The following is a 19,641-nucleotide window of genomic DNA, read 5'->3' as shown; positions in this document are numbered from 1 at the left end:
AATTTAAGATGCCGTTCGCCTTAGGTCAACGTTGGATAAGTGATACCGAGTCAGAGCTTGGTTTAGGAACTGTGGTTCAAGTAGAAGGCCGTATGGTCACTGTATTATTCCCTGCCACGGGTGAGAACCGCATGTTCTCCCGAGCAGAAGCCCCTCTGACACGCGTTATATACAATCCCGGCGATTCGGTTGAAAGCCATGAAGGCTGGAGCCTTGCGGTCAGTGAATTGACCGAGAAAGACGGGATAGTGATCTATCACGGCATTCACAGTGAGACAGGCGAGCAAGCTACACTGCGTGAAACCCTGCTGAACCACAATATTCGTTTCAACAAACCCCAAGACCGTTTATTCGCCGGCCAAATCGATCGCCTCGACCGTTTTGGTGTGCGCTATCAATGCCAAATGTTGCGCCACAAACTGGCATCATCGGATTTGCTGGGTCTGCAAGGTCCACGTGTTGGACTTATTCCGCATCAAATGTGGATTGCCCATGAAGTCGGCCGTCGCTATGCACCGCGTGTACTGTTAGCCGATGAAGTGGGTTTAGGTAAAACCATTGAAGCAGGTCTGATTATTCACCAACAACTGCTAACCGGCCGCGCCGAACGCATTCTGATTATCGTGCCCGATACTCTGCGCCATCAGTGGTTAGTGGAAATGCTGCGCCGCTTTAATCTGCGCTTTTCGGTATTCGATGAAGACCGTTGTGTAGAAGCCTATGCCGATCACGACAATCCTTTCTACACAGAACAGTTAGTGATTTGTTCACTCGAATTACTGCGTAAGAAAAAACGTCTTGATCAAGCCCTAGATGCCGATTGGGATCTGTTAGTCATTGACGAAGCGCACCACTTAGAATGGACTGAAGAAGCGCCAAGCCGCGCCTATCAAGTGGTTGAAGCATTAAGCGAAGTCATCCCAGGCGTTTTGCTGTTAACCGCAACGCCGGATCAACTCGGCCATGAGAGTCACTTCGCCCGTTTGCGTCTGCTCGATCCGGATCGTTTCTACGATTACGATGCTTTCTTAGCTGAAGAAGACAGTTATAAAGACGTCGCCATTGCCGCCGAAGCCTTGGCTGGTAACGCTAAATTACCCGATGCCGCCATCAACAGCTTGACCGAATTACTGGGCGAGAAAGATATCAGCCCAAGTATTCGTTTAATCCAAGCCGAGGGTATTGATGCCGAAGTACAACAGGCCGCCCGCAGCGAATTACTGCAAGAATTACTCGACCGTCACGGTACTGGCCGCGTGTTATACCGTAACAGCCGCGCCTCGGTAAAAGGCTTTCCAAAGCGTTTCTTTAACGCTTATCCCCATGCCATGCCAGATCAATATCAAACTGCCGCACGTGTCAGCGGCATGATGGGCGGACACAAGTCATTAGAGGCGAAAGCGGCGCAAGCCCTAAGCCCTGAAAAACTGTATCAAGAATTTGAAGATAACAGCGCCAGTTGGTGGAAGTTCGATCCCCGTGTGGATTGGTTAATCGAGTTCTTAAAATCCCACCGTAGCAAAAAAGTGCTGATCATCGCCAGCCAAGCGGAAACCGCCCTGAGCTTAGAAGAAGCCCTGCGTACCCGCGAAGGGATTCAAGCAACGGTATTCCACGAAGGTATGTCGATTATCGAGCGCGATAAAGCCGGCGCTTACTTTGCCCAAGAGGAAGGCGGCGCACAGGCGCTGATCTGTTCTGAAATTGGTTCTGAAGGCCGTAACTTCCAGTTTGCCAGCCACTTAGTCCTGTTCGATCTGCCGCTAAACCCCGATCTATTGGAACAGCGAATCGGTCGTTTAGACCGTATCGGCCAGAAAAATGATATCCAAATTCACTTGCCATACCTTGAAGATACCGCCCAAGAACGTTTGATGCAGTGGTATCACCAAGGGCTAAATGCCTTTGAACTCACTTGCCCTAGTGGCCATGTGCTTTACAGTGAATTTGCCGAAGATCTGCTAAACGTGCTTGTGGGTGACGACAGCGATGAGCTGACAAACCTACTCAATCACACCCAGAGCCGTTATAAAGAACTCAAGCACGCCATGGAGCAAGGCCGCGACAAGCTGCTGGAAATCAACTCACACGGCGGCGAGAAGGCACTGGCAATCGTCAACCGCCTTGCCCAAAGTGACGGTGATACTCATTTAATCGGCTCAGTGATCCGTCTGTGGGATATTATCGGTGTTGATCAAGAAGATAAGGGTGAAAACTCGATTATTCTGCGCCCGAGTGAGCACATGATGTTCCCAACTTATCCTGGCTTGCCAGAAGATGGCGTAACAGTGACCTTTGATCGTGACACAGCGTTATCTCGCGATGATATTGCGCTGATCACCCAAGAGCATCCGCTAGTGCAAACGGGGCTCGATCTGATCACAGGTTCTGAAACTGGCACCACCAGCGTCGCAATTCTAAAGAATAAAGCCCTGCCAGCAGGCACCTTATTCTTAGAACTCATCTACATGGCCGATGCTTCTGCACCTAAGTCGAGCCAGTTGTACCGTTATTTACCGCCTACCCCCATTCGTGTGTTGCTGGATAAAAACGGTAACGACCTGTCGGCTAAAGTGGATTACGCCAGTTTCGATAAGCAATTAAGCGCGGTGAATCGTCACATTGGCGGCAAGTTAGTCACGGCATCTCAGCCTATTTTGCATCCGTTATTTGCTAAGGGTGAAGAATATGCTCAAGTGGTTGTCGATGAAATGGTCGCCCAAGCCAGAGAGAAAATGACTCAGCAACTGAGCGCAGAGCTTGATCGTTTAGAGTCACTTAAGTCGGTGAACCCCAATATCCGTGAGGAAGAATTGGAATACCTGCGCAATCAGATGCAAGAGTTAAACACTTATCTGGATGCCAGCCAGTTACAACTCGATGCGATCCGTATGGTCCTCGTTAGCCACGTATAGACCCAAGCGGAACAGCAGGTTTCAATCAATTAGCCCAGCCTCAGCGTTGGGCTTTTTTATACCCTGTGGCTTTCGATTCCAAGTAGCCTTTTATACTAAATGACAGGTGCAATTCTTTGGCGAGGAAAATTCACTTTTTGGTAATTGTTCAGGTTATACTCAAACACTGATGAATTTATGAGACTACACAGGTGGTTATCAATTCTATGCCGCGCATTCTTTCACTCCTCTTTTGCCTCATTCTCGGCATCACAACCATCGCTACCTACGCGGCAGACACGACAACAACTCCGCCAACATCTGCGCCAGCCGAAATCAGTGCCAAAAAGTCGAATCACAGCTATCTACCCACAAATGAAATTAAACAAATCACGATTGATAATCAGCCCTACGATTTGTTAGTGCGACCATGGGAAGGTAAAAAGAAACTTGGTGCGGCGATAATCCTGCCCGCCACCAATGGTACCGCAGACGCGCCTGGATTGATGGCGTTTGTACGCCGCAATATCAATCCTGCTGGTTGGGCCAGCTTAAGTTTAACTCCGCCAACTGAAATGCCCGCAGCTAACTTTGCCACCGCCGCCACTGAAGTGACCTCGCCTGGCGCCGCGCAATTAAGCTCACCGTCCAACAAACCAAGCCCTAAAATCAAGCCCGAAGATAACAGCAAGCACCAGCAAGAGCAGGAAGCTTTTCTCGTCAAAAGCATGTCACAGTTAGATGCCGTCGGTGCAGATTATGCGGGAAAACGTATTTTGATCACCGCCGACCAAAGTGCAGGATTATTGATTAGCCTATTAAGCCAGAAGAAGATTGCAGATCCTGATGTGCTGATTGTCATCAATCCCTATCGTGAGGACGAACAGCGTAATCAAGCACTCGCAGAACAACTAGCAAAACTTACGCTGCCCATTTTAGATATTCAATCGCCAGACGGTCACCCAGCCTCATTGGAGACGGCCGACAATCGCAAAAAACTCGCGGTGACCTTAGAAAGCCCTAACTATCGCCAAACTACCCTAGCGCTCAATTTAGATAACGAGAGCGCATGGCAGAATTGCTTAAATGCGATTAAAGGCTTTTCTGCCCGAATGAGCGGCGCGCAGTAAAAACGGCGATTCAAGCTAATTCAGACAAAATAGCATTACCAACCCGATTGGCGATCCCGATAGGGTTTCTGCGGATCTTTCAGCTGACGCGTCGCCGCTATCTTGCTATTTTTGCCTAACAATAACCGAATCTGACTAATAGACTCGCGGCACAGCAGGCTACGGATAGAAGCAGTCCAACTGCGATTAATGCTAAGTTTGATGGCCGCAGCTGCATCCGGTGAGGTTTGCATCAGTTGCCGCGCCAATTGCTCAGCGGCTTCCATGGGCGTCTCACTCACTTGTGTCACGAGTCCTAAGGCCAGCGCTTCATGACTCTCAAGCACTTTTGCCGTCAGGCTAAGTAACATGGCTTGATCCTTAGGCATAATTTGCCTTAATGCGACTAAACCCGCCATATCTGGCACGAGTCCCCATTTCGCTTCCATGATAGATAACTTACTGTCGTGGCTAGCAATACGCACATCTGCGCCTAAAGCGATCTGCATACCGCCGCCATAGCAACAGCCCTCAAGCACGGCAATCACTGGCACAGGCAAGGTTTGCCAACCTAGTGACACCCGCTGTGCCAAATTCGCATTCCCCGGTAAGCCCTTAAGCAGTAACTTAACTGCCTGCATCGGTGCCGACATGACGCTTTTAACATCGAGCCCAGAGCTAAAATGCCCACCCGCTCCCGAGAGGATCACGGCTCGCACCGCACGATTGGATTTAATACTTTTAATCGCGCAGTCAAGCTCACTAAACATTAAATAGTTAATAGCATTCATTTTTTCAGGACGATTAAGCAACACATAGGCAATGCCATCATCGATTTTAACTTGTACACTTTGGCCACTCATGAAATATTCCGTTACTGGTCAGTCCAGAATAAATGTTAACACGTTTGGCATAATTCACTAAAAGATATAACATGAGCCTGTTTTTTGACTTGAGTCAAAATATTGCCAATTCCATCAGGGATTGAAGGCAACTTATGTTAGGCTGTCATCACTACGTGCAGTAATCCTAATGTATTTTTCGATTAGATAGCCTTAGCAAGCTCAATAATTAAGCGTATTTAACCGCTAGCTATTTAACTGCTAATAATCGACACCAGTATCGCAATGCTACCTACTGCGAAGGATGATTGGGCAGCAATATATGGATTCTATAGTCCTTTTTTAGTCACTATATCCTTGTTATTTACTAAACATTAGCCAGTTCGATTTAAGATTCTGCATGATTTGATTCAACAATGATTCAAATTTTAATGCCATCATAAAATATAATTTTATCAATGATATCTATAAGTTACATATAAAAGATATTAATCAGACTTGCCCGAAGAACGCAATTCGTCAGTCAGACCTAAAAAATAAGTGTTATCTTCAATAAATGGGCAAATAAGGATCACTAGTCAGCATGTCAATATCTGTACTCATCTGTGACGATTCCGCCATGGCACGTAAGCAAATGGCCCGCACACTCCCCAAAGAGTGGGATGTGGAAATAACTTATGCGACCAATGGTGCCGAAGGCCTTGATGCCATCCGCGCTGGAAAAGGCGAAGTGGTGTTTCTTGATCTCAACATGCCTGTAATGGACGGTTATGAAGTACTGCAAACCGTCCAGCAACAGGACTTACCCGCGCTGATTATTGTGGTATCCGGCGATATTCAAATCAAAGCTCACGAGCGGGTTAAAGCCTTGGGTGCGTTAGATTTTATTCAAAAACCGGTGAGCGCCGATGCCATCAGCAACATTTTACAAGATTACGGCATCTTAACGCTGACGCAGAAAGATCTCACCGACGAAGTCCCGATGATCAAAGTCGACATGCGCGACGCTTGCCAAGAAATAGCCAACGTTGCCATGGGACGCGCCGCCGATCTGTTAGCTAAGTTACTCGATGTATTCGTGTTACTACCTATCCCTAATGTGAACGTGCTTGAAGTCAGTGAGTTAACCATGGCGCTCAAAGCCACGGAAGAAAGCTCAACGGTATCCGCGCTCTGCCAAGGTTTTATCGGTGCAGGTATTGCGGGAGAGGCCCTACTTTTGTTCCATGATTCCAGCTTTAAGGACATGGCCAAGCTGATGGGATTAGCTAATCCAGAAGACAAAAATACTGAGATAGAAGTCCTAATTGATACTGGAAACGTACTGATAGGCGCCTTCCTTAACGGCATTTCTGAACAGCTCGATATGAAATTTAGTCAGGCTCACCCTGTCGTGCTGGGACGGCACTGCACGGTTAACGATCTGATCCATGATAATTCAGAGAAATGGCACCGAACTTTGGCAATGGAGATCAACTATCGGATTGAAGATCATAATATTCAATGCGATTTGCTACTGCTCTTCACCGAGGATTCTATCCCCACACTTAGCTATAAACTCGGCTATTTACTCGATTAACCAGTTGGATTTTATCCTATGTCAAATGACCAAAGCGCAATGAACGAACTACACTGGCTCATCGATATGGTACAAACCATAGAGGTGGGATTAGTGGTATTAGATCGCCATTACAATATCCAGCTGTGGAACGGTTTTATGGAGAATCACAGCGGTGTTTCCCCTAATTCTATCAAAGGTCAAAACCTGTTTACCCGCTTCCCCGATCTGCCCGCCACTTGGTTAAAGCAGAAAATGGAATCGGTTTTTATGCTTAAAAACCGTGCCTTTATCAGCTGGGAACAACGTCCGTACGTTTTCCAATTTAAAAACTATCGCCCGATTACAGGCCGTGCTGACTACATGTACCAAAACGTGACCTTGTTGCCACTGGCATCGCTCACGGGACAAGTGACCCATATCAGTGTGATTATTTATGACGTGACAGATATCGCCATCAACAAATTGCAACTTAAAGCTGCCAACGAGCAACTCGAACGCCTTAGCCAAACCGATGGTCTAACTCAGTTGCACAACCGTCGTCATTGGCAAGAGTGTTTAGACCACGAGTACGACTTGTATGCCCGCTACTCAGGTATGGCAAGTTTAGTCATGATAGATATCGATAACTTTAAACATATCAACGACAGCTATGGTCATGTGGCGGGTGATAAAGTCATTCAGCATATTGCGCACTTACTCAGCCAATCCTTACGTGATACCGACTGTGCAGGGCGTTATGGCGGCGAAGAATTTGCGGTTGTATTGCCTAAAACCAGCGGCGCAGATGCGATGAACTTTACCGAGCGACTCAGGGAGAAAATTGCTGCATCCGTCATAGTGTATGAAAGCCTTAAGATTACTGTGACGGTAAGTTTAGGCGTATGTGAAATTGGCTCCCATATTACCAGCAGTTCTAGCTGGATCTCCTGCTCCGATAAAGCCCTGTACGAAGCGAAACAAAAAGGCCGTAACTGCAGTGTTTTACATACGAGTAAAACAATTAAATCCTAAGTATACCCAATAAAAATGCCCATCAATGATGGGCATTTTTATTTAAAACGAGTGGAGATTAAACTCGAGATCCACCAACGAATTAATGAGGGAAACCATCATCTTCTTCGTCTTCATCTTCTTCGTCATCCATTTCATCGCCGACGAAATAGGTACCCCAACCGTCATATTCCACTTTCTGCTTTACTGCTAATTGCAGCAATTGCTCGGCCGCTTTGTCCAGTAATTCAACATCCAGTTTGTGGTGTGCGACAGCATCGAAACAGAAGATAATTGAACCATCCTCCAGTTCCATTTCTTCGGCATCATTCACCTCAAAACCTAATTTGAAGGCATCCACAGCCGCTTTTTCAAGACGGTCGAAATTGGTCGATGAAAAGTGATGCTCAATAACATATTCCGCATCAGGCTCTGAGCCATCGTCAAGCAGGGCTTGCACTATGTCACGATTCTCTGCAAGTTGGGCTTTTAACTGACTTTCAATAGACATGGATTTGTCTCCGTTAAGGTAAATCTGGCTCAAATTGGCATTATACCCAAACAACCTGAAGATGCAGGATTCAGCGGGAATTTAACGCACTTTAGGTAAGGCGGTTATTTGCAGACCTAGCGGGCTAAGTTAAAAATAACCAACTCAGCATAAAGTGCTTTAAAACCCGCCGGGACGGAGCGCCTAGGGCACTCCATTTCCGTGTTGCATCAATTCAAAAGGTGACCGACATTCTTTCATTGATGCGCCTTGAATTGAAGCACCCTAGGCGCTCTGAAACTCGTATCTTCAGGTAGCTTGGGTATATTATACGTCATCACTCGCGAGAGTTTTACCCATAAGTGCTGCCGCTTCTTGATTTATCTCAGCAAATCTCGCCGACATGCTGGCATGGATTTGCGCAGAGAAGTTTTTCACATCGGCTTTATCTAAACCTGCGGTCGGCACAGGTGCCATCATATCGATGATGACGACACCGTTATTCCAGCGATTTAACTTAATATGGCTCTGACACGAAGCAACCACTGGCACCACTGGCACTCCCGCCGCGATTGCAGTATGGAAAGCTCCCGCTTTAAAAGGTAACAGACCACGACCACGCGAACGTGTACCTTCAGGAAAAATCCATACGGATAGATTCTTCTGCTTAATTTTTTCAACCGTTTTAGCCATAGTATCAAAGGCACTGTGACGGTTTTTACGGTCGATAAGAATATTACCTGACAACCAATAGATTTGACCGAATAGCGGCATCCACGCCAAACTCTTCTTGCCTAAACTCACTGTACCTTTAGGAACTGCTGTCGTGTGAGTAAAGAGATCAAAGTTATTCTGATGATTTGCTAAGAAAATATACGGGCCATCCTGCACATCTTCGTGCCGGCGAACAATCACTTTAATCCCAAGGATTGGCGCAACCGATGAGAAGATCTTGGCGAACATATGTACATTGTCGCGATGGCGAGGCCTTAATAGACACACTAAGCCACCAAAAATAAAGGCAAGCAACAAAGATACCGCCAACAACATTGATCTGACGATTAAAAGCACGATTTACTCCGACTGTAAAAGTGGCGACAGTATAGCCACCATGGCTTTGGGACTCAATATATTGTTTACATCTGTAAGCTGACTTGCTAACAAGCAAGCAAAAAAAGCCCATCGATATACTGAACCTCCAGTGTATCGATGGGCTTTAAGATTAATATCGAACTAAGCGTGGTGCTTGGGTAAGATTTCAGGCTCAGTTGCCTGAGGTGAGACTTTACTTAACACAAAGCGGATAACTAAGGCACTCACGGCCAAAGTCGCGACAATTGCCGCACCACTAGGGAGATCTAAGGTCGCCGACAGAACTAAGCCCAAAACATAGCCCAGTAAACCGACGAGGTAAGCGTAAAATAGCCGACCTTTACCACGGTACTTGTTCAACGCTAAAGCTGGCAATATCAAGGTACTGAACACCAGATAAACGCCTACTAATTCAACCGATAAGGTAATCACTAGCGCAAATAGCAGATAAAATCCTGCCCCGTCCAACATCTGGGGGCGCAGGAATATCGCTAATAACACCAGTGAATACACTACGGCCGGCAAAATCAGTTGTGACCAACTCACCCACAGGATCTGACCTGACATCAATTGCTTTAACAACTCGGCGCCATGTGGGTCGTTTGCCAGCAACAGCATTGCGGCCACCGCAGACAAGACGTAAAAGCAGCCAATCATAGCCTCCAACTCACCCGCCATACGCTTAGCTAACCAAGCGATAAAACCTGCACCCGCAAGGGCGAATACAGCGGGCATCCACACATTAGCAAACGGCATGTCTTCTAATCTGTGGTCCATGTGAGCGACGATGGCACCTAAGGCGGCAACTTGCGCTATCGCTAAATCGATAAAGATGATGCCACGCTTAAGTACTTGTCTCCCAAGTACAATATGCGTCGACAACACTAAGATCCCCGCAGCCAATGCAGGCAACAGAATCGACATCAGCTCAAGATCAAACATAGGCTTATTTCACTCCATTTAAGAGGGAAATCACGCTGTCATACAGGCTAAATAAATCTTGGCTCTTATCATTCCCCCCCACAGACATCGGCAGCATTACCACGGGCAAGTTCGCTTTTTCACCCAGCCATTTTGCACCGCGCTCATCCTGATAAGATGCTACAACCACGGCCAGAATATCCCCCTGCTCGGCGCGCGTCAGCAGACTCGCTAAGTGGCCGCTAGTGGGAGCTAAACCCGGTTTTGGTTCTAAATCTGCCACTTGCTCGATACCAATCCAGTTGAATAGGTATCTAAAGCTTGAGTGGTAAGCGATCACTTTTTTACCTTGTAATCCCTTAGCTTGCGCTTCCCAACGCGGGACTGCGGCTTGCCAGCGAGTGGTAAAATCTGCCAGTGACTGTTGATAATCTGCCGCACCAGCAGGATCTAACTGAGTCAGCTTAGCACTCAATGCCGTGGCGACTTTTAACAGTCGCGTCGGGTCAAAATGAATATGTGGATTACCTTGAGCATGCACATCCCCCATGCTGCGATCGACACTGGCCAGTTTATCTAAGGTCTCGATTTGATCGGCAGCGAAAAATAAGCCTTGCTCGGTCGAGCGCACTTTTGCGTTTGCCGACTTCATCTGCAGCATAGGCAACCAACCCACTTCAAGATCGGCACCTGCGCACACCACAAGATCCGCCTGACGCATTTTAGCGATCAAACTCGGACGCGCCTGCACTTGGTGAGGGTCTTGTAATGCCGTCGTTGCCGAATAGATGCTAGCCGTTGGAGCAAGCTCCTTGGTCAATGCCGCGTATTCAGGTTCACAGGCAAACACATTCAGCTCGGCATGGGCCAAACCAGTATAAGTGACAGATAAGGCCACAGCGGCCAATTTAGCTAAATTAGAATTGATGCGCACCGTGAGCCCCCAGAGACATAATATATTGAATAGTGAAGATGTTATCGTCTTCTATTCCGTCGAAGTTAGTACCCTTTTGATTGGTATACTGGAAACGAACCGTCGAGAAGTGGCTAGAATGCCAAGCCAAACTCACCTCAGATTCCTTCAACTTTTGCCCATGAAAATGATCGCCATGGAGCTCTTGGGTATCAGCTTCACCATAACGCACCCCCGCTGACCAGCTCGGCGTGAATTGGTACACACTGCTCAGATACCAACCTTGGTGGTAATCTTGGCTCGGTGCATCCTCTGGATGTAAATCGATAGGTGTAAAATCGCTCACGCGATAGTACTCACCGCTCACAGTGAGATTTTGATATTTGTAGTTACCGTTAGGCGCCCACTTATAAACAAAATCAGCACCATAGGTATTTTTACCTGTGTAAGATGCGGCATGGCTATGACCTTCGTGCTCATCACCATGGGCATGCTCATCTTCATGTTCCCCTTCTTCATGGGCAGTCACTTGGCCATTTTCGTTGCGCAAGTAACTCAACCCCGCTTGCCATGAGCTATTATCGCCTATGTCGCCACCTATTTTTGAGTACAAGGTATAAACACCGACCTTCTTAAACTCACGCTCACCATGCTCATCGGCAGCACGTAAACTATCGCCTTTAAAGGCTTCAACGCCCATGGTCCAATACAAGTCCGTCGGCGCTACGTAGTTAAAACGTATACCGTCATCAAAATAATGTCCCCCTAAGAATGCACGGTAAACCACAGGACGGTCGGTGAAGGAATCAGTATGTAAATGTTGGTTATTGAGGTAACCAATGTCCGATAAGAAACGGCCACCACGGATAGAAAACCCCGCTGGCATCGCCATGGTTTGAATAAAGGCTTCTTCCAGATTCAGTTCAGTCTCACCGTCATGCATTTCAACTACTGCGGTGATTTTACCGTAAAACATATCATCGATATTGGCACTCATCGCCAGTTCAGTTTCACCTAAACCAAAGCCATCTGGACTCTCGGCTAATGGGCGCTCTCCCGTCTGATAATATCCATTTAACACACCACTGATATTAGGGTTGGTCAAGCTCGAGTCTTCTGCAAATAAGCTAGGCGAAACGAGCGCACACGCAAAAGCCACCAAAGAAATTCGGGTATTTAAAACAGTCATGATATCTCCAAAATACAACTAGCACTCGACGACTGACATAAAGTCATTAAGAAATACAATAAGTTAAAATTTTAAGTTGATTTAGAGAGCGAAGGGAGGCGCACGACTGCGATAAACACTGACGTGTTCAAAAATAGAGGAAGGTAAAATAAATTCGACCACATCGAAATGCTGTATAGCTAAATTCAGCGTCAGCGGATGGGTCAATAAAATCTTGTTGAGTTGGTGTTGATGGAAGCACAGGGTACAGTGAGTCTTAGCGCCATCATCAAGATGGGTCACACTATGGGCTGAGGCAGCAAGAGACAGCAATATCAGTACGGCAGCAAGCCATATCGAAATTGTGCGTCTAATGTGACTTTTAAGTCTCACTCAGTCGTCCCCATAGTTAAAAAGTTGCATAAGTCTATGTCAGTGCCATAGCAAGTTGCAATAAGGTAATCGCTTTGCAAAAGGTTACAAGATATTTGAGGTACCCAGTCTTACCAATAACTTCTTGTTTCAATAGCGGTAGGATCTTGCCAGGACACAGGTAAAAAAACGCATTTAAGATTAGCTTAAGTGAGTGTAACTATAGTGTATTTAGTTTTTATGTCTGCGAGCACAATGACGAAATCAAGCTCGATATGGCTCCGTTTTATCCACCTAAAGGCAACTATTATGCTAGCATTTTTTCGTGAAAACTTAGGGCTTATCTTAGGGATAGTCATCTTCAGCGCGGTGATATTTGGTGGTATTTATTACGTTGAGCACTCCTTAACGAGCCAAGAACAAGTCGTGCAGTAAACAAAGACTCATTAAGCGCGGCTGCAGTTCCCCCCTTAAACCCTCTTCGTTGCATTTTGAGCGCCTGCTAAAGGCGCTCAAATGATGTTCGTCTCTGGAAAATTGTACCGCTGATTTTCCTATCCATGACGAATCCACTTATTAGCCTAACGATACTTCTGTCTTTGATCGCTATCATCGACTTGCTCGGGCGCTTCAATGGTGATGACTTGATCCATAAAATGGCTCACAAACAACAACATCAACGAAAAAATCATTACAGGGATCGCAAAATACCGCACAGAGGCATCAAAGTAACTGTATCCCGCCGTAAACACACTCAAATAAAATCCTAATAACTTGAGTTTAGCCAATGTTGGACTGCGGCCTAACCAAGCCGAACAATGGGGGCAACGCACTTGAGCGTCGAAACCTTTGCCTCTTTGCTGGCTAATGTCACTGACCTTGATGTATTGATTACAATGGGAACACAACATGAAAACACGATTCCTAAATAACGATGAGCAAGTTTACCAGATACCGACTAGAGTTCGGCCTGTAAATACCCAAAATGTCGGAAAAAGCAGATAAAGCACCACACTCAAGGTTAAGCTCAAATCAACCCCACCCTAAAAAAGTTTAATTCCAAGGGCTATTTCACTCACAGATATTTTACAGTAGATCCGGCAACATCTATCATACTCAGACATATTTCTACTTAAGATCACTCCTATGCACCGCTACCTCGCTTTCGTGTTTGCCCTGCCTAATACCACTACTCAGCCTTTCATCCCAAGCGCAAACTGAACCTGTCGCTGCAACCGAAAGCCCATCAAGCACTCCTGTAACGCTCAAGGCAGAACTGGCAATGCTGCAACAGGCTATCGATACGGATATACGTAAACTAAAAAATGCCAAAGGCGAATTGAAGACAATTGTTGAATATCGAATTCAAAACAAAACCTTACAGTTACGTAATAAGATTAAAGATCTGCTCGAAGCAACGCCAATCGACAAGGCTTTTCTGCAGCCATTAATCCAAGGACAACTTAACTACATCCAACAAATTGATGCTTATATCGATGACAACATTAGTAAATTGGAACAGCAATTAGGTTCAAGCACAGATGATGCGACTCTGCTGGAAATATCAAAGCGCGAATTAGAAAAAGACACCTATTACAAGCAACAACTCGAGACGCTCACTTGGCTCGAACAAGTTGGCCAAGATATTAGCGAAGCACAAAAATCACTGATGCAAATTTTAGTTGCTCGTGCCGATACGCTAGAAAGTTTAGTGACTTATACCCAGCAGCAACTACAAGCAGCGATCGATACCGCAACCAATGCAGGTAAAGATGTCACTTCGGCGCAAACCAGCCACGTAATGATGCTAAAGGAACGCTTAGCACAAAATAGTCAGAGCTTAAATATCGACATCAGCCTACTCGACGCCTTAGGCCATGATACCGCCGCGCTGAAAAAGACACTCTTTAGTGTTTCAGGTGATATCACTCAAGATGTGTTGAACTTTGATGTGGCATCAAGTCTCGTTGAGCAGTGGCTAAATACGGCACAAGAACAAGCGATTAATCACGGCCCAACCGTCGTGTTTAAGTTATTTGTTTTCTGTTTGATCTTGTTTATTGCGGGTCTCGCCGGCAAGTTAGCCAAACAGATAGTGAAAAATACCGTTAGCAATTCTAAGTTGAATTTAAGTAAGTTATTACAAGACTTCTTCACCTCGCTATCAGGTAAAGCCGTCTTTACTATCGGGCTGTTAATTGCCCTTTCACAGCTTGGGATCGAACTTGGTCCCTTGCTCGCAGGCTTTGGTATCGCGGGTGTTATTATTGGTTTTGCCCTGCAAGATACCCTGTCGAATTTCGCCTCAGGCATGATGATCTTAATTTACCGTCCCTATGATGTGGGCGATTTGATCAACGCCGCTGGCGTCACCGGACGCGTCAGTCACATGAGCCTTGTCTCCACCACGATTAAAACCATGGATAACCAACGTCTTATTATTCCTAATAATAAGATTTGGGGTGACACGATTAACAACATCACAGCTGAGCATCAACGTCGAGTCGATATGACCTTTGGGATCAGTTATAGCGACAGCATCGAACAGGCTGAAGCGATTCTCAAGTCCATCGTCGAAGCGCATCCTAAGGTACAACCATTACCAGAACCGACGATTAAACTACATCTATTGAGCGAATCTTCGGTCGACTTTATCGTTCGCCCTTGGGCAAAACCGGAAGATTACTGGGAAGTGTATTGGGACATTACCCGCGAAGTGAAAATGCGCTTTGACGCCGAAGGGATCAGTATTCCCTTCCCACAGCGTGATGTGCATATCTATCAAACTACGAAATCACCGCTTTAAACCAGCGTTAAACGAGAGAAGAAGGGCGTTGCAATGAGCTCGCCCTTATTTTTATCTCTGGCCTATCAATCTCTGTATCAAGTGTTAGCCTAAGCCGACTATCTCACCTTGCACATCAATATCAATTTTTAAGTAACCCGGTTTTAGCCCAAGTCCTGGCATAGTCATCACATTCCCCACCAAGGCGGTGATAAACCCCGCACCAGCATGCAAGACTAAATCCCGCACTGGGATCTCAAAGTCCTGAGGAACGCCCTTTAAGCTAGGATCGTGACTAATAGATAACGGCGTTTTGGCCATACACAGGGGCAAATGTCCATAACCTAATACGGTCAGCTGCTGCGCCTGTTGTTTGGCCTCGATAGAAAGGCTAACGCCCGCTGCGCCATACCCCACCTCGGCTAAGGTGGATAACTTAGCCTCCAATGAAGCTTCATCTGAATATAACAGCTTGAACTGACTCTCGGTTTCAGCGGCGCGAATCACAGTCTGCGCTAAGGCGACAGCGCCCGCCTCCCCTTGGCTAAAAGCATCGCTGATCTCACAGCCAAAGGCGCTGCTCGCGTTGACGGATTCAGTTAGCCATTGCAACTCGGCATCAGTGTCAGTGGCGAAACGGTTAATGGCAACCACCACAGGAATACCATAGCGAGCCACATTGTTGATATGCCAGTTTAAATTTGCAAAGCCTGCTTCGAGTCGAGCATGATCTGGTAGATTGATATCTGACTCAGACACTAAACCACTATTGGCCTTCAGCGCTTTTAAAGTAGTGACCAGCACAGCGGCAGCGGGCACCTGACCCGATTGACGCACTTTGATATTACAGAACTTTTCAAAGCCCATATCTGATCCAAAACCAGCTTCAGTCACCACAAAATCCGCCAGTCTGAGGGCGATATCATCAGCAATAATGGATGAATTACCGTGGGCAATATTGGCAAAGGGTCCCGCATGGATCAGGCAAGGTGAACCATTTAAAGTCTGCATTAACGTCGGCTTTATCGCATCCGCCATGATGGCCGTCATCGCACCAGCGACACCTAAGTCTTCGGCGGTAATCACTTGCCCTTGAGTATTTAATGCCAGCACTAGACGACCTATTCGCGCCCGCATATCCGCCAAATTATGACTTAAGGCTAAAATCGCCATTAACTCAGAGGCGGCGGTGATATCAAAACTGGAGGCGTACTCTGGGCCATTATTATCGCCTAAGCCCACCTGGATTTGCCTAAGACAACGATCGTTGTGATCGACCACTCGGTGCCAACGGATCTCACTGGGATCGATATCCAAAAACGCTTGCCCAGATTGCGCCTCAAATTCCGCCTTACCTAAGCGCGCTTCATGAAATAGCCGCGCCGCAATCGCTGCAGCCCCTAAATTGTGGGCACTGCTCACGGCATGAATATCACCCGTGAGATGCAAATTCATCTCCTGCATGGGTACCACTTGCGCATAACCGCCACCCGCAGCACCACCTTTCACCCCAAATACAGGCCCCATGCTGGGCTGGCGAATACAGGCACAGGCCTTTTTACCTATGGCATTTAACGCTTGCGTTAAGCCAATGCTCGTCACTGTTTTACCTTCACCGTGAGGCGTAGGCGTGACTGCGGTGACGATAATCAATTTTCCTTTGCGTTGCCCAGCTAAACGCTGCAACACACTGAGCTCGACCTTGGCTTTAGTGTGACCAAATTGCATCATCTCTTCGGGTAATAGACCTAAGTCGGCGCCCAGTTCATTAATGTCTTTTAGGCTAGCGCGATTCGAAATATCCATATCTGTCAGCATGCGTCGATTTCTCCCTTTCAAATACGCTTTGGTTTAGTATGAGGGGTTGCTAAGCACAACACTCATTGAATAGGGCGGATATTAGGTGATTGGCTTTAAGATATATAGCCATCGAAAGGGTTAATGAGCGATTCCTTAATCTGCATCAAATAATCTGTCCTGCGTTCGAGCGGCTCAAGAGCGCCGTCGCCGCCAATGAGATCGAGCTCAGTCATTAGCAATGGTTCAGTATCTGGTAGGCATCTATGGGTCACAGCGTACCTTGATTTTTGTTTCTCAAAAGCAACAACCATAAACAACAACGGCGCCAGAAGGCGCCGTGGTTGTATGTATTATTGAGTGCGGCTTAAAACTGCACATCGCCACTTAAATGAGGTCGACGGCCTTTGCTGTCACGTAATTCAAATACCATATTATTAGCATTCTGCTCATAGCCAAATCCAACATCGGCAGGCATCAACAGTGGCAGTTTAAAGGTCACATCCACAGTAAATGGACGATCGCCAATACTTGGCATCAACTCCGCCAAACAACGGGCCTTAGACCACATACCATGGGCGAGCACGCGATCAAAACCAAAACGCTTTGAGAGCACAGGATGCAAGTGGATCAAGTTATAGTCACCAGATGCCTTAGCATAACGACGACCTAAATCTTCACTCAAACTCCAGCTTTGTGGCGTTTCCCACGCCATATCAATGGCTTTAGGTGGACGAACCCGACGTCCAGCAACATCGATACGATATAAATAGGTGGAAAGCGATTCCCAAACGAGTTCTTCACCCACAAACGCCTTAGACACAAATTCAAACTCTAAGCCAGAATCCGTCTCACGGCTTGTGGTCAAGGCACACTCGAGGGAGAAAGTCTCGTCAACCGTTACAGGGCGATACACTTGAATGCGGTTCTTTAGGTGGATCATCCCAAGCAGTGGGAAAGTGATGCCATCGTGGGTAAAAATCACCGCATGCAGGCGAAATGCCATCACGTACAAATAGGTTGGCGGCAGCACTTTACCGTCAAATTGAAAACCACACACCTGCGCATATTGGCTTACTTTAGTTTCAGACACAGTCACATGCGGCGCAGTCACCTTTATATAGGGCAGCGGTTGCTGATCCCAACCCGGCTTACGGCCAAAGAAGATCTTGCGATAAAGAGAAAACAGCGACGGCATCGCGTTCAATTCAACACAATATGCATTATTCAAGTCTGAGTACCTTTTAATTAACTATCCCTTGGCACATAAATGCATTGCCATAAATTACCCCGCACAGACGAGTAACGTCTGCTCAATCAAGTTGATAACGAGTGTAAAACAGGCAGTGCTGCGTCTTAATAAGGGCTGATGCTGACTCTCCGAATGGACAACTATACCCAAACAACCTGAAAATGCAGGATTCAGCGGGAATTTAACGCACTTTAGGCAAGGCCCTTTATTGCTCCTGCATAAATGGCATTCACGCCATCCATGGCGATTGCGGTTATTTGCGGACCTAGCGGGCTAAGTTCAAAATAACCAACACAGCATAAAGTGCGTTAAAACCCGCCGGGACGGAGCGCCTAGGGCACTTCACTTCCGTGTTGCATCAATTCAAAAGGTGGCCGACATTCTGTCATTGATGCGCCTTGAATTGAAGCATCCTAGGCGCTCTGAAACTCGTATCTTCAGGTCGCTTGGGTATATAGAGTCAGGTTTGGCGAAAACGGCGTGATTATAACCCAGAGCACAGAGTTCTGTGTATCCCTAAGTTTAGTAGGAATAATTACTACTAATAAAATCAATAGATTAAAAATTAACGATGCAAATTTATCCATCTCAACTCGGCAATAACATCTCCAGAGTGCGAAAAATTTACGACTGTGCCACACTATCGTTCCACTCTCTTTAACCTAGTTATCACGTGCAAGATAAGAATTTTGACAAGCTCGCGCAAAAATTTGCGAAAAACATCTATGGTACGCCCAAGGGCGAAATACGTGCTGCAGTGCTATGGCGCGACCTCGTCCCCGCGCTGGCAAAACTGGGGGATAAAAAACTCAGAGTATTAGATGCGGGCGGTGGTTTTGGTTATTTTAGCCAAAGATTAGCGCGCCTCGGCCACGAAGTTGTACTCTGCGATATCTCTGCTGAGATGCTGGCTCAAGCCAAAGAACAAATTGATGCCTCACCAGAACCATTAGCTATCCAGCTTATCCATGCGCCTATCCAAGCATTATCGGTCAATAACCATGGCTATTTCGATATCATACTGTGTCATGCGGTCGTTGAATGGTTAACGGATGCTAAGCCCACTGTAGCGGGTTTACTTACTATGCTAAAACCCGGCGGATTATTCTCTTTGATGTTTTACAACAAAGAAGCCATGCGCTTTCATGCTTTAGTGTCGGGCAATTTCGATTACGTCGCCGCTGATTTAAAAGTGAAGAAGAAAGTGCGACTAACTCCCACTCATCCGCTTTATATTCAAGAAGTTAAAGATTGGTTTAGCGAGTGGCGAATGTCGCTCATCAGCCAGTCTGGCGTGCGTGTAATCCACGACTATTTGAAAAAGAGTCAGCCCGCGGATTTCGACTATCACAAGCTGCTACAAATGGAGCTGGAGTACTCGCAACGCGAACCCTATATTTCCCTCGGCCGATATGTGCACTTTTTAGGGCAAAGCTCTGCAGTGTGAGCGCGCGT

The 19,641-nt window shown here is 46.6% G+C and carries 16 protein-coding genes and 1 pseudogene; 7 read left to right on the top strand and 10 right to left on the bottom strand.

The window, feature by feature from the left end; translation table 11 throughout:
- The first annotated feature begins 8 nt into the window (after positions 1 to 8).
- A complete protein-coding gene (gene rapA / locus L5L91_RS05670) occupies positions 9 to 2,915 on the top strand; it encodes an RNA polymerase-associated protein RapA (protein WP_263235863.1) in 2,907 nt (968 codons plus the stop codon).
- Positions 2,916 to 3,121: 206 nt separating this feature from the next.
- On the top strand, positions 3,122 to 4,024 hold the full coding sequence (locus tag L5L91_RS05665; RefSeq protein ID WP_263235862.1) for an alpha/beta hydrolase family protein: 903 nt from the start codon (positions 3,122 to 3,124) through the stop codon (positions 4,022 to 4,024).
- Positions 4,025 to 4,059: 35 nt separating this feature from the next.
- On the opposite strand, the gene L5L91_RS05660 is transcribed toward L5L91_RS05665, so the two are convergent.
- A complete protein-coding gene (locus L5L91_RS05660; protein ID WP_263235861.1) occupies positions 4,060 to 4,866 on the bottom strand; it encodes a crotonase/enoyl-CoA hydratase family protein in 807 nt (268 codons plus the stop codon).
- A gap of 562 nt (positions 4,867 to 5,428) precedes the next feature.
- Here L5L91_RS05660 and L5L91_RS05655 point away from each other — a divergent pair.
- Positions 5,429 to 6,424, top strand: a complete 996-nt coding sequence (locus tag L5L91_RS05655; protein WP_028759518.1) for a response regulator — start codon at positions 5,429 to 5,431, stop codon at positions 6,422 to 6,424.
- A gap of 18 nt (positions 6,425 to 6,442) precedes the next feature.
- The gene (locus L5L91_RS05650) at positions 6,443 to 7,417 is read left to right on the top strand and encodes a sensor domain-containing diguanylate cyclase (protein ID WP_263235859.1); all 975 of its coding nucleotides are present in this window, start codon (positions 6,443 to 6,445) and stop codon (positions 7,415 to 7,417) included.
- A gap of 82 nt (positions 7,418 to 7,499) precedes the next feature.
- Here L5L91_RS05650 and rraB read toward each other — a convergent pair whose 3' ends face one another.
- From rraB to L5L91_RS05620, 6 genes are all read right to left on the bottom strand, one after another.
- Positions 7,500 to 7,907, bottom strand: a complete 408-nt coding sequence (gene rraB, locus L5L91_RS05645) for a ribonuclease E inhibitor RraB (protein WP_113939164.1) — start codon at positions 7,905 to 7,907, stop codon at positions 7,500 to 7,502.
- A gap of 306 nt (positions 7,908 to 8,213) precedes the next feature.
- Positions 8,214 to 8,957, bottom strand: coding sequence for a 1-acylglycerol-3-phosphate O-acyltransferase (locus L5L91_RS05640; RefSeq protein ID WP_105250295.1), 744 nt, complete (start codon positions 8,955 to 8,957; stop codon positions 8,214 to 8,216).
- A 162-nt stretch (positions 8,958 to 9,119) separates the two neighbouring features.
- The gene (locus L5L91_RS05635) at positions 9,120 to 9,920 is read right to left on the bottom strand and encodes a metal ABC transporter permease (protein WP_219253202.1); all 801 of its coding nucleotides are present in this window, start codon (positions 9,918 to 9,920) and stop codon (positions 9,120 to 9,122) included.
- 4 nt (positions 9,921 to 9,924) lie between these two features.
- Complete coding sequence (locus L5L91_RS05630) at positions 9,925 to 10,833, bottom strand: metal ABC transporter solute-binding protein, Zn/Mn family (protein ID WP_173913152.1); 909 nt, start codon at positions 10,831 to 10,833, stop codon at positions 9,925 to 9,927.
- Positions 10,817 to 12,001, bottom strand: coding sequence for a hypothetical protein (locus L5L91_RS05625; RefSeq protein ID WP_263235858.1), 1,185 nt, complete (start codon positions 11,999 to 12,001; stop codon positions 10,817 to 10,819). The genes L5L91_RS05630 and L5L91_RS05625 overlap by 17 nt, the downstream gene beginning before the upstream one ends.
- An 81-nt stretch (positions 12,002 to 12,082) precedes the next feature.
- A complete protein-coding gene (locus L5L91_RS05620) occupies positions 12,083 to 12,373 on the bottom strand; it encodes an ABC-type zinc uptake system zinc chaperone (protein ID WP_168827349.1) in 291 nt (96 codons plus the stop codon).
- 288 nt (positions 12,374 to 12,661) lie between these two features.
- On the opposite strand from L5L91_RS05620, the gene L5L91_RS05615 reads away from it, so the two are divergent.
- Positions 12,662 to 12,787 carry a hypothetical protein gene (locus L5L91_RS05615; RefSeq protein ID WP_105250299.1) on the top strand — a complete coding sequence of 42 codons (126 nt, stop codon included), beginning with the start codon at positions 12,662 to 12,664 and terminating at the stop codon, positions 12,785 to 12,787.
- Between the two features lie 146 nt (positions 12,788 to 12,933).
- Here the strand turns inward: L5L91_RS05615 and L5L91_RS05610 are convergent, their stop codons facing one another.
- Entirely contained in the window at positions 12,934 to 13,263 is a 330-nt protein-coding gene (locus tag L5L91_RS05610; protein ID WP_105250300.1) for a hypothetical protein, read from the bottom strand.
- A 235-nt stretch (positions 13,264 to 13,498) separates the two neighbouring features.
- Between L5L91_RS05610 and L5L91_RS05605 the strand changes: the two are divergent.
- Positions 13,499 to 15,158, top strand: a pseudogene (locus L5L91_RS05605) (mechanosensitive ion channel domain-containing protein).
- Positions 15,159 to 15,242: 84 nt separating this feature from the next.
- Here L5L91_RS05605 and L5L91_RS05600 read toward each other — a convergent pair.
- Positions 15,243 to 16,955 carry a formate--tetrahydrofolate ligase gene (locus tag L5L91_RS05600; RefSeq protein ID WP_263235854.1) on the bottom strand — a complete coding sequence of 571 codons (1,713 nt, stop codon included), beginning with the start codon at positions 16,953 to 16,955 and terminating at the stop codon, positions 15,243 to 15,245.
- Positions 16,956 to 17,301: 346 nt separating this feature from the next.
- Positions 17,302 to 18,132 (bottom strand): MaoC/PaaZ C-terminal domain-containing protein, encoded by an 831-nt coding sequence (locus L5L91_RS05595; protein ID WP_106651707.1) that lies wholly within the window; start codon positions 18,130 to 18,132, stop codon positions 17,302 to 17,304.
- Between the two features lie 727 nt (positions 18,133 to 18,859).
- Here L5L91_RS05595 and L5L91_RS05590 point away from each other — a divergent pair.
- Positions 18,860 to 19,633: a methyltransferase domain-containing protein gene (locus tag L5L91_RS05590; RefSeq protein WP_263206470.1), complete on the top strand. Its 774-nt coding sequence runs from the start codon at positions 18,860 to 18,862 to the stop codon at positions 19,631 to 19,633.
- Positions 19,634 to 19,641: the final 8 nt, after the last annotated feature.

The sequence above is a fragment of the Shewanella sp. SM55 genome (assembly GCF_025654025.1).
Lineage (GTDB): Bacteria > Pseudomonadota > Gammaproteobacteria > Enterobacterales > Shewanellaceae > Shewanella > Shewanella oncorhynchi.
The sequence above is the reverse complement of the archived record's forward strand: the minus strand, read 5'-3'. Positions and strand labels throughout refer to the sequence as shown.

Coding starts and splice junctions, on each gene's coding strand:
- L5L91_RS05595 (WP_106651707.1), bottom strand. CDS start 18,132: ATGCCGTCGCTGTTTTCTCTTTATCGCAAGATCTTCTTTGGCCGTAAG.
- L5L91_RS05625 (WP_263235858.1), bottom strand. CDS start 12,001: ATGACTGTTTTAAATACCCGAATTTCTTTGGTGGCTTTTGCGTGTGCG.
- L5L91_RS05660 (WP_263235861.1), bottom strand. CDS start 4,866: ATGAGTGGCCAAAGTGTACAAGTTAAAATCGATGATGGCATTGCCTAT.
- L5L91_RS05600 (WP_263235854.1), bottom strand. CDS start 16,955: ATGCTGACAGATATGGATATTTCGAATCGCGCTAGCCTAAAAGACATT.
- rraB (WP_113939164.1), bottom strand. CDS start 7,907: ATGTCTATTGAAAGTCAGTTAAAAGCCCAACTTGCAGAGAATCGTGAC.
- L5L91_RS05635 (WP_219253202.1), bottom strand. CDS start 9,920: ATGTTTGATCTTGAGCTGATGTCGATTCTGTTGCCTGCATTGGCTGCG.
- rapA (WP_263235863.1), top strand. CDS start 9: ATGCCGTTCGCCTTAGGTCAACGTTGGATAAGTGATACCGAGTCAGAG.
- L5L91_RS05650 (WP_263235859.1), top strand. CDS start 6,443: ATGTCAAATGACCAAAGCGCAATGAACGAACTACACTGGCTCATCGAT.
- L5L91_RS05615 (WP_105250299.1), top strand. CDS start 12,662: ATGCTAGCATTTTTTCGTGAAAACTTAGGGCTTATCTTAGGGATAGTC.
- L5L91_RS05655 (WP_028759518.1), top strand. CDS start 5,429: ATGTCAATATCTGTACTCATCTGTGACGATTCCGCCATGGCACGTAAG.
- L5L91_RS05665 (WP_263235862.1), top strand. CDS start 3,122: ATGCCGCGCATTCTTTCACTCCTCTTTTGCCTCATTCTCGGCATCACA.
- L5L91_RS05610 (WP_105250300.1), bottom strand. CDS start 13,263: ATGTTGTGTTCCCATTGTAATCAATACATCAAGGTCAGTGACATTAGC.